This is a genomic window from Acidovorax sp., from assembly GCF_027492855.1.
In the GTDB taxonomy this organism is placed as follows: Bacteria; Pseudomonadota; Gammaproteobacteria; order Burkholderiales; family Burkholderiaceae_C; genus Acidovorax.
Window position 1 is genome coordinate 1 of the sequence record NZ_JAPUDY010000080.1, and the last position, 9,491, is coordinate 9,491.

The following is a 9,491-nucleotide window of genomic DNA, read 5'->3' on the forward strand; positions in this document are numbered from 1 at the left end:
CGCCCGAAGTGGCCAAGGCCGCCGTGCGCCGCTCCAACACCATCATCGCCTCGCTGATGGTGGCACTGGGCGATGCCGACGCCATGATCTGCGGCCTGGTGGGCACCTATGAAACACACCTGGAACGCATCCACAGCATCCTGGGCCGCCAGGCGGGCGCTAACAACTACGCCGCGCTCAACGCACTGATGACCAACCGGGGCACGCTGTTCATCGCTGACACCTACGTGAACGAAGACCCCACCGCCCAGCAACTGGCCGACATCGCCTGGATGTCGGTGCAAGAGGTACAGCGCTTCGGCATCCCGCCCAAGGTGGCTTTCCTGTCGCATTCAAGCTACGGCTCGTCCAAGCGCGCATCGGCCCGCAAGATGCGCGAGGCACGCGACCTCTTCGTGGCCGCCCACCCAGACATTGAGTGCGATGGCGAACTGCATGGCGACGCCGCGCTGGAGCCGGGCATCCGCAATACCTACATGGCGGATTCGACCCTGACAGACTCGGCCAACCTGCTGATCTGCCCGAACCTGGACGCAGCCAACATCCTCTACAACGTGCTCAAAACCACGACCAGCGGCGGCGTGACCGTGGGCCCCATCCTCATGGGCGGCGCGGCCACGGCCTACATCCTGACACCAGCGGCCACCGTGCGCCGGGTGCTCAACATGACGGCGCTGGCCGTGGCCAGCGCGGCAGCCCGCGCCGCTTGATTGATTGATCACGCGATCCCAAAAAGAAAGGCCCCTCGGGGCCTTTCTTTATTGGTGAAGCAGCTCTTCTATCTCACCGACACGTCCACATAGTCCGCCACCGGCGGCAGATGCTCGGCCAGCCAGTCTGAATCCAGCTGCAGCGCCTTCTTGATCTCGGCGGGCAGACTGGCGATGGTGTCGGCGGGCGACATGGGCTCCTCTAGCCCAATCTCGGCCAGCAAGGTGGCTACGTGCAGGATGCCGCCCAGGCGGCAGAACGGTGACGAGGCCACGGGGTCCTCGGCCGTTTCGAGCGCCCGCACGATGGTGTCCGGAAAACGCCAGCGGCGAGCCAGTTCGGCCGTCACCTGCGCCTCAGTGAAGCCCAGCAGGGTGCGCTCGCGCTCCCAGCGCCCGCCCGCATGGTGGGGTAGCTGCTCGATGGCCGGGATCTGCTCGGGCACCTTCTGCGCAATGATCAGTTCGCCGAGCCGCACCAAAAAGCCCGCAAGCCAGGATTCCTGCACGTTCGAGCCCAGCGTGCGGGCCAGCCACTGCGCATAGCCCGCAATGGCCATGCTCTCCTTCCAGAACGCTTCGGCATCCACCCCCGGCACGTCCTTGAACACCCCCGACATACAAGACGCCAGCGCCAGCGTGCGCACCTGGTTGAGCCCCACCATGGTGATGGCGTCATCCAGCGAGGCCACCTGCCGGGGCAGGCCAAACCGTGCGCTGTTGGCCAGGCGGATCAGCTTGGCCGTAAGGGCCGGGTCTTTGGAAATCGCCCCGCGCACCCTCTCGAAAGGGATGTCATCGTCCTTCATGGTGGCGATCAGCTCGCGCGCCACGTCGGGGATGGTGGGTAGTTGCACATTCTCGAAAAACGCCTGGATATTTGCCATAAAAGGTCCTCCCAATTGATGGTGTGGATTTGAATGCCGGGAACCAAAGAATGCACGACTTTTGTTGTACCACCGGCGCGCAGGCGCGGCCTTCGCGTTTGTCCCAATGCGCGGCGACACCGCAACATTCCGCCACCAGAGCGACGTGCACCATTTCGGGAAAGCCTGTAGAACCACATGCACCAATCTGGCGAACAATAGTCCGCGCGCCCTTCCCGCCCCGGTGAAATCAGGCATCTTTTTTGCTGACGGGAACACCACACCATGGCATGGTGGCGAGGCCTTGAACCGCTCAGCACCTTTGCCGATATTTCCGCCGACTTCAGACAGGAAACCTCCCATGAACAAACGCACCCTCCTGCAAGCCGCCGTGCTGCTGGCCGCCGCTGGCACTTTCTCCGCCGCGCAGGCGCAAGCCTCCACGCCCATCAAGTTCCAGCTCGACTGGCGCTTTGAAGGCCCCTCCGCCCTCTTCCTGCAGCCCGTGGCCAAGGGCTACTTCAAGGCCGCAGGCCTCGAAGTGGCGGTGGATGCTGGCAACGGCTCGGGCGGCGCCGTGCAGCGCGTGGCATCGGGCACCTACGACATGGGTTTTGCCGACCTGGCCGCCGTGATGGAATTCCACGCCAACAACCCCGACGCACAGAACAAGCCCGTGGCGGTGATGGTGGTTTACAACAACACGCCCGCCTCGGTCATGGCGCTCAAGAAGAGCGGCATCGCCAAGCCTGCCGACCTGGCTGGCAAGAAGCTGGGCGCCCCCGTGTTCGACGCGGGCCGCCGCGCGTTTCCGATCTTCCAGAAGGCCAACGGCATCGGCAACGTAACCTGGACGGCCATGGACCCCCCACTGCGCGAAACCATGCTGGTGCGCGGCGACGTGGACGCCATCACCGGTTTCACCTTCACCTCGCTGCTGAACCTGGAGGCACGCGGCGCCAAAGCCGCCGACGTGGTGGTGCTGCCCTATGCCGACTTCGGTGTGAAGCTGTATGGCAACGTGATCATCGCCAGCCCCAAGCTCATCAAGGAGAACCCGGCCGCCATCAAGGCCTTCCTCTCCGCATTTACCAAGGGCGCCAAGGAGGTGATCGCCAACCCCGCCGACGCCATCCAGCATGTGAAGGCGCGCGATGGCATCGTGAACGTGCCGCTCGAAACCCGCCGCCTGCAACTGGCCATCGACACCGTGATCAACAGCCCCGACGCACGCGCCGAGGGTTTTGGCAAAGTCGTGCCCGGCCGCCTGTCGCTGATGGCATCGCAGGTGTCCGACGCGTTCAACACCAAGACGCGCGTGAACCCCGACGACGTGTGGAACGCGAGCTTTCTGCCCAGCGCCGCTGAGCTGAACATCCTGCCCAAAAAGTAAATACTATTAATTTGATAGCTGCTAGCGCTTTATGAATAAGCGCTGGCAGCCATTTTTATCTAAATACACACCTACCTCAGCCGCCTCTGCCCCATCCGTTCGGGCTGAGCCTGTCGAAGCCACGGCGCCTTTGCCCACCAACAGCCCCTTTTATCAAGTACCTCCTCATGCAGGCTGCTGATTCCTACTTTGTGGATTTCCGCGACGTCTGGCTCGCCTACAACGACGAGCTGCGCGCGAAGAACCAGTTTGCGGTCGAGGCCATTGACCTGAAGGTGCAGCGTGGCGAATTCATCGCCATCGTTGGCCCATCGGGCTGTGGCAAATCCACCTTCATGAAACTGGCCACGGGCCTCAAGATGCCATCGATGGGCAAGATCCTCATCGACGGCCAGAATGTGACCGGGCCGCTCAAGATCTCGGGCATGGCGTTTCAGGCGCCATCGCTGCTGCCCTGGCGCACCACGGTGGACAACGTGTTGCTGCCGCTCGAAATCGTCGAGCCCTACCGCAGCCACTTCAAACAAAAGCGCAAGGAGTATGAAGAGCGCGCCCGCAAGCTGCTGCAAAAGGTGGGCCTTGGCGGCTATGAAGACAAATTCCCCTGGCAGCTCTCGGGCGGCATGCAGCAGCGCGCCAGCATTTGCCGCGCGCTCATCCACGAGCCCAAGATGCTGCTGCTGGACGAGCCCTTCGGCGCGCTCGACGCCTTCACGCGCGAAGAGCTGTGGTGCATCCTGCGCGACCTGCAGGCCGAGCAGAAATTCAACGTGATCCTGGTGACACACGACCTGCGCGAATCCGTCTTTCTGGCCGACACGGTGTACGTGATGAGCAAAAGCCCCGGCCGCTTCGTGGTGAAGAAAGAGATCGAATTGCCCCACCCGCGCGACCTGGAGATCACCTACACCAAGGAATTCACCGACATCGTGCACGAGCTGCGCGGCCATATTGGCGCCCTGCGCAAAGCAGGCGCTCCGATTCAGCAGTAAGTAGTAGCCAGGACACCTCTCTCCATGCACAAGAAAACCGTAGAACGCTGGTCCCCCTGGATCCTGCTCGCCGTCATCGTCCTGCTGTGGCAAATCATCTGCTCGGCCTTCAACGTCCCTGAATACCTTTTCCCCAGCCCCTGGGCCATCGCCACGCAGTTGGTTGAATTCAGCGACGTGATCGCAGGCCACGCCTGGCGCACCTTCTGGGTCACCATGGCGGGCTTTGGCATTGCCATCGTGGTGGGCGTGCTGCTGGGCTTCATCATCGGCAGCTCGCGCCTGGCCTATGCCGCCGTGTACCCGCTGATGACCGCCTTCAACGCCCTGCCCAAGGCCGCCTTCGTGCCCATCCTGGTGGTGTGGTTCGGCATCGGCGTGGGCCCGGCCATCCTCACGGCGTTTCTCATCAGCTTCTTCCCCATCATGGTCAACATCGCCACCGGCCTGGCCACGCTGGAGCCCGAGCTGGAAGACGTGCTGCGCGTGCTGGGCGCCAAACGCTGGGACGTGCTGACCAAGGTGGGCCTGCCGCGCTCCATGCCGTATTTTTTTGGCTCGCTCAAGGTTGCCATCACACTGGCCTTCGTGGGCACCACGGTGTCAGAGATGACCGCAGCCAACGAAGGCATCGGCTACCTGCTCATCAGCGCGGGCTCGTCCATGCAGATGGGCCTGGCGTTTGCGGGCCTGATGGTGGTGGGTGCGATGGCGATGGCCATGTACGAGCTCTTCAGCGCCATTGAAAAGCGCACCACCGGATGGGCGCACCGTGGCTCTCAGGGCGAATGAGCAGGCGGGGGTCCCTGTGCCCCCGCCCCATCCTCCAATCCGTTCGGGCAAAGCCTGTCGAAGCCAGGGCGCTCCAAAATGGCACACCGCCCCCAGCCAAGACAAAGCCGCCTTGGCCATGAGTGGATCTTAAATTTAGTCGATATGGCCTCCGATGCGTAAACAGCAAGCGCAAGCAGCTCCTATTTCAGGAGCATGCTCAGCGTCCGGCTCAGCCCCGGCGGATACGCCGCCGGAATACTGCCCGCCTGTTGACCGCAGGACTCTCAGCACGCTTCTGCCCGCGCTTCCTCCCATCGCCGCCCTTTTGTCGCTACCCGTCGTTCGGACTGCCATCGCCTTTGCGACCACCCTCGACGCCCTGGCCGCCATGTCGCAGATCCGCGAGCGCATCAAACCGACTGCGCGCGGGCCCCGCACCTGGCTCAGCAGAAGGAGCAAGAGGCTGAGCACAAGGCGCGTTTGGAGAGCCGCACACAGCTGCGAAAGCTGGCAGGGATGGCAAGTATGGGTGAAGGATGCCCAGCGCGGGCGGCGAGCGATTAAGCAATCACGGCCCGCCCCGTAAGGTGCACAAGAGCGCTCAGCCCAAACTCGCCGTGCCAAGGCGCTCTGCCACCAAACGCGGCACGCTGCAGCTTCATGGTGTTGTGTTGCCAGGCGGGTACATCCGCTGCGGACATCGGCGCGCTGAAAATCACTCCCTCTCGGCGCTGCTTGCCGCCGTCATCGGGCGGTTATTGCCGCCACAAAGGCTACAGCGAAGAGCTCAAGCCGCTGAGTAGGACCTGGTCGTCACGTCAGCTATGCTCTCTGAGAAAAATCGCACTATCCAGCCGCCAATGACGTGGTTTCAAACCGGCTTGGTGCAGGCTAAGTAGCTCGTCTTTCGTAAAACCCTCTCACGGTCCGATTCGCTGAAGCCCACATGGTCAACGATCTTTTCCTTCTTGTTCTCGCAGGACTCTTTTCAGCCGCCTTGATTCCCGCCGCGCTCGGCATAGGCCTTGTTTTCGTATTGGTAAAAAAGCCAGTTAGCCGTTTCGTCGGCATCCTGCTTGTGCTTGGCATATGGACTTTCTTCGCACATAAGTGGGTGACATCGGGCGAGACTCAAAGGCACGAGGAAAACCGCAAATACACAGATGAATTTCGGCCTCATGCTGCGCACTTTGATATGGTCTGCAAGCACGCTGGCACGAAAGTGTTCGAGACAGCTAAAGACGTAAAAAGCATCGCGTTCCAAGCGCCGCACGGGGATTTGACTGCCTACGACTTGTGGGACAGGAACTTCAAGGGTGACGTCTATGGCGGGTTTGACGTTCAGTCTTCACAATCCGCAGAATGGAATCTAGTCAGGACGTTTCTGACCAAGAAGGAGTGGGAACAGCAATGGCACGTTCCTACGCAAGAGGACTTCTTACGCTATCCGCAGATAGAGATACAAGGTTACAGCGAGGGCGAGCCAGGGTTCTTTCGCTACTTGGATAGCAGTGTGGGATCACATCAAACCTTCTCCAAGGCGTTTCATCACAAGCCGGATAGCCGCTATTTTGTGAAGTGGGAAGACATATCCACCCCACAGGATCGCGAGCATTGGGTCGCCGGCAGCAAGTGGACTGTTACTGATTTGGAGAACGGTACCCTGATGGCAGAGCGGATTGCCTACGCCATCGATCTTTACCAGGGAAGCACCAAGCGCGACTCTTACGGCGTTGCAGGATTGCCTTGGATCCGCGCCGGACACACTCAGTACCGTCGGCCGCTGCAAGACAATGCCTGCCCCTCAAAAACACCTCTCTACAACCTCGACTTCGTGCGTTCTGCCTTAAAGCCAATCGATCAGGAAATGAAGGTCATACCGCGCCCGGTTAGATAGATAGACACTATGCCGTCCGTGGTGCGGCTTCCGACCAATGCGAATGGGTTGCCGACGTGAGCACAACTTGGCTGAGCTGCAGGTTTTGCGAGTTGCAGCCGGATTGCGTAGTACTGCACCTCACGCCATATCCGACGGGCCGGGTTGACTCAAGCCTTGGCTGTAAGCCCCGGGGTCGCACCAGAACCGCTGCTGCCGTCTGCCGCTATACTGCCCGCCCCGTTTGGACGACAGCAGGATCACCCAGCATGCGATTGACCATTCTCTTGCGCCTTCTGGCCCTTGGGGCCGCAGCAGGTCTGGCCGCATGCGGCGGCACGGCCCCGACCCAACCAGCGGCGGGCGATACCGCGCCTGTCGCGGCCACCACACCCACCACCACTCCCATCCGCATTGGCATTGCACTGGGCGGCGGCGCGGCCAAAGGCTTTGCGCACATCGGCGTGATCAAGATGCTGGAGGCCAACGGCCTGGCGCCCGCCGTGGTGTCGGGCACCAGCGCGGGCAGCGTGGTGGGCGCGCTGTACGCCAGCGGTATGAACGCGTTTGAGATGCAGGAAAAGGCCGTGGCGCTGGACGAAACCAAGATCCGCGACCTGCAGCTTTCGTCCGGCGGGCTGGTGCTGGGCCAGAAGCTGGAGGACTACGTGAACGAGCAGGTGCGCCGCAAACCGCTGGAGCAACTGGCCAAGCCCTTCGTGGCCGTGGCCACGCGGCTCGAAGACGGTGAACGCACCGTGTTTGCACGCGGCAACACCGGCCAGGCCGTGCGCGCATCCAGCAGCGTGCCGGGCGTGTTCCAGCCCGTCACCATCGGTAAATACCATTTTGTGGACGGCGGCATCGTGAGCCCCGTGCCCGTAGACGCCGCGCGCCAATTGGGCGCCGACATCGTGATCGCCGTGGACATCTCCAACAAGGCCCGCGGACAGACCCCCGGCAACATGCTGGGGGCACTGGGCCAGTCTATCGCCATCATGGGCCAGAAACTCGGCCAAGCCGAGTTGGCGCGCGCCGACGTGATCATCACCCCCCAGGTGCTCGACATCGGCCCCGCCGACTTCACCCAGCGCGCCAACGCCATCGTGGAAGGCGAAAAAGCCGCCCTGGCCGCCATGCCACAAATCCGCGAGCGCGTGGCCCAGCTACAGGCCGAGCGCGCCAAGGCCACACGCCAGGCACAACAAAAAGCCGCCGACGCGCAATACCAGGCCTGCCTGGACAACCGCAGCCGCCTGCAAAAGCTCGCAGGCATGGCCCGGCTGGACGACACCTGCCCGGCACCCAAGTAGCCTGCCGTTTTATTCATTCATTGCTTTGATAGCGAACTGACCCATCCCCTATGCCCTGGCACGCCCGCCTGCAGCTCGACTACACGCTAGAAAACGCCCGCACCGTGGCGCGCCACGAGCACAGCGGGCCGCTGCGCATATTGCAAAGCCTGTACCCCGAGGGCGACGCCATCTGCCACAACGTGCTGGTGCACCCGCCCGGCGGCCTGGTGGGCGGCGACACGCTGGACATCACCGCCACCGTCGGCCCTGGCGCCCATGGCCTGGTCACCACACCGGGCGCCACACGGTTTTACCGGTCCACCGGCGAGCTGGCCCTGCAACGCACCCACCTCACGGTGGCCGAAGGCGCCCGGCTGGAATGGCTGCCGCTGGAGGCGCTTTGCTACAACGCCAGCAACGCAGAAAACCACCTCACCCTGAACCTCGCCCCCGGCGCCGAATGCATCGCCTGGGACGTGACCGCCCTGGGCCTGCCCCACGCCAACCAGCCCTTTGAAACAGGCCGCTTCGTGCAGCACCTCGAAGTGCCCGGCCTGTGGCTGGAGCACGGCGTGATCGACGCCGCTGACGAACGCCTGCTGGGCAGCCCCCTCGGTTTGGCCGGACACCGCTGCATGGCCAGCCTGTTTTTTGCCGCAGGCACTCCGCTCAACCGCACCCGCCGCGACGCCGCCCTGGATGCCGCCCGCGCCGTGATGGACGCCCACACACTCAAAGCCACCGCAGGCGCCACCAGCCCCAACGACCGCATGCTGGTAGCGCGCGTACTGGCCCCGCAGGTGGAGCCCGCGATGCAGTTGCTCAAGGCAGTGCGGGCGGCTTGGCGAGGGGTGATGTGGGGGGTGGTGGGGGAGGCGCCGAGGATTTGGGCGATGTAGGGTGCACCACCGCCTGTCCGTGTAAAGTGACCCCGCACCCGTCAGTGATCTATCAGTTTTCCTGAACCACTGCTCGCTATGTGTAGAACTTGCGGATCAACCTTGCATCGCGATGCTCTCCTTGGTAGCGAGGTTGCCGCTTGCTACTACTGTTTGGAGAAATATCCGCCAAACGCCATTACCGAGTGGTGCGATGGCGACAACCAGGAACAAACCGCCATTTGCCCTCGATGCGGTGTTGATGCGGTGGTTGGTTTCAATGGAACGCCCGATGACGTTTGGCTGAAGGAGACCCGCGCGCGCGCCTTCGGAGAGGATTGAGGTGCGGCGTTGGACCCAAAGGCGACCCTGAGCATCACTCACCAATCCCGTCATTGATTCGTACGCTCGTTGCCTGCGACCCCAAAAGTGACTGTCGAGAACCCTGGCTTCGCAAATTCACAGGCTATAGTTTGCCCAAGTGAAGCTTGCGGGGTTTGTTGGAATTTTTATACCTGGATACTTGAACTGCTCTGTGTCTGTAGCCCCAGACTGCGGGCCACTTTAAGGAAGAATCGGTGTCCAGAATATCCCGCACAGTCCAACTTTCCTGCAAGTTCTGCGGGATACATTGAGTTGGTGCTTAACCTCTCACTAGTGTGGTGTCTCAGAAGTAAATTGAATTATTTTGGTGTATAGCTGTCCAA

Annotated in this window: 9 protein-coding genes; 7 read left to right on the forward strand and 2 right to left on the reverse strand. The window is 62.2% G+C overall.

Annotated elements, in window-relative coordinates:
• A partial coding sequence (locus tag Q0105_RS15900; protein WP_298213109.1) for a phosphate acyltransferase occupies positions 1 to 710 on the forward strand: 710 nt, incomplete at its 5' end.
• Between the two features lie 68 nt (positions 711 to 778).
• Here the strand turns inward: Q0105_RS15900 and Q0105_RS15905 are convergent.
• Positions 779 to 1,597, reverse strand: coding sequence for an HDOD domain-containing protein (locus Q0105_RS15905; RefSeq protein ID WP_298213110.1), 819 nt, complete (start codon positions 1,595 to 1,597; stop codon positions 779 to 781).
• A gap of 340 nt (positions 1,598 to 1,937) precedes the next feature.
• On the opposite strand from Q0105_RS15905, the gene Q0105_RS15910 reads away from it, so the two are divergent.
• From Q0105_RS15910 to Q0105_RS15935, 6 genes are all read left to right on the forward strand, one after another.
• Positions 1,938 to 2,969, forward strand: coding sequence for an ABC transporter substrate-binding protein (locus tag Q0105_RS15910; RefSeq protein ID WP_298213111.1), 1,032 nt, complete (start codon positions 1,938 to 1,940; stop codon positions 2,967 to 2,969).
• Positions 2,970 to 3,136: 167 nt separating this feature from the next.
• Complete coding sequence (locus Q0105_RS15915) at positions 3,137 to 3,961, forward strand: ABC transporter ATP-binding protein (protein WP_298213112.1); 825 nt, start codon at positions 3,137 to 3,139, stop codon at positions 3,959 to 3,961.
• A 24-nt stretch (positions 3,962 to 3,985) separates the two neighbouring features.
• On the forward strand, positions 3,986 to 4,753 hold the full coding sequence (locus tag Q0105_RS15920; RefSeq protein WP_298213113.1) for an ABC transporter permease: 768 nt from the start codon (positions 3,986 to 3,988) through the stop codon (positions 4,751 to 4,753).
• Between the two features lie 928 nt (positions 4,754 to 5,681).
• A complete protein-coding gene (locus Q0105_RS15925; RefSeq protein WP_298213114.1) occupies positions 5,682 to 6,632 on the forward strand; it encodes a hypothetical protein in 951 nt (316 codons plus the stop codon).
• A 248-nt stretch (positions 6,633 to 6,880) separates the two neighbouring features.
• The gene (locus Q0105_RS15930; protein WP_298213115.1) at positions 6,881 to 7,924 is read left to right on the forward strand and encodes a patatin-like phospholipase family protein; all 1,044 of its coding nucleotides are present in this window, start codon (positions 6,881 to 6,883) and stop codon (positions 7,922 to 7,924) included.
• Positions 7,925 to 7,974: 50 nt separating this feature from the next.
• Positions 7,975 to 8,805: an urease accessory protein UreD gene (locus Q0105_RS15935; RefSeq protein ID WP_298213116.1), complete on the forward strand. Its 831-nt coding sequence runs from the start codon at positions 7,975 to 7,977 to the stop codon at positions 8,803 to 8,805.
• Between the two features lie 96 nt (positions 8,806 to 8,901).
• Here Q0105_RS15935 and Q0105_RS15940 read toward each other — a convergent pair whose 3' ends face one another.
• Entirely contained in the window at positions 8,902 to 9,180 is a 279-nt protein-coding gene (locus Q0105_RS15940) for a hypothetical protein (RefSeq protein WP_298213117.1), read from the reverse strand.
• Positions 9,181 to 9,491 lie beyond the last annotated feature (311 nt).

Coding starts and splice junctions, on each gene's coding strand:
- Q0105_RS15920 (WP_298213113.1), top strand. CDS start 3,986: ATGCACAAGAAAACCGTAGAACGCTGGTCCCCCTGGATCCTGCTCGCC.
- Q0105_RS15935 (WP_298213116.1), top strand. CDS start 7,975: ATGCCCTGGCACGCCCGCCTGCAGCTCGACTACACGCTAGAAAACGCC.
- Q0105_RS15910 (WP_298213111.1), top strand. CDS start 1,938: ATGAACAAACGCACCCTCCTGCAAGCCGCCGTGCTGCTGGCCGCCGCT.
- Q0105_RS15905 (WP_298213110.1), bottom strand. CDS start 1,597: ATGGCAAATATCCAGGCGTTTTTCGAGAATGTGCAACTACCCACCATC.
- Q0105_RS15930 (WP_298213115.1), top strand. CDS start 6,881: ATGCGATTGACCATTCTCTTGCGCCTTCTGGCCCTTGGGGCCGCAGCA.
- Q0105_RS15940 (WP_298213117.1), bottom strand. CDS start 9,180: ATGACGGGATTGGTGAGTGATGCTCAGGGTCGCCTTTGGGTCCAACGC.
- Q0105_RS15915 (WP_298213112.1), top strand. CDS start 3,137: ATGCAGGCTGCTGATTCCTACTTTGTGGATTTCCGCGACGTCTGGCTC.
- Q0105_RS15925 (WP_298213114.1), top strand. CDS start 5,682: ATGGTCAACGATCTTTTCCTTCTTGTTCTCGCAGGACTCTTTTCAGCC.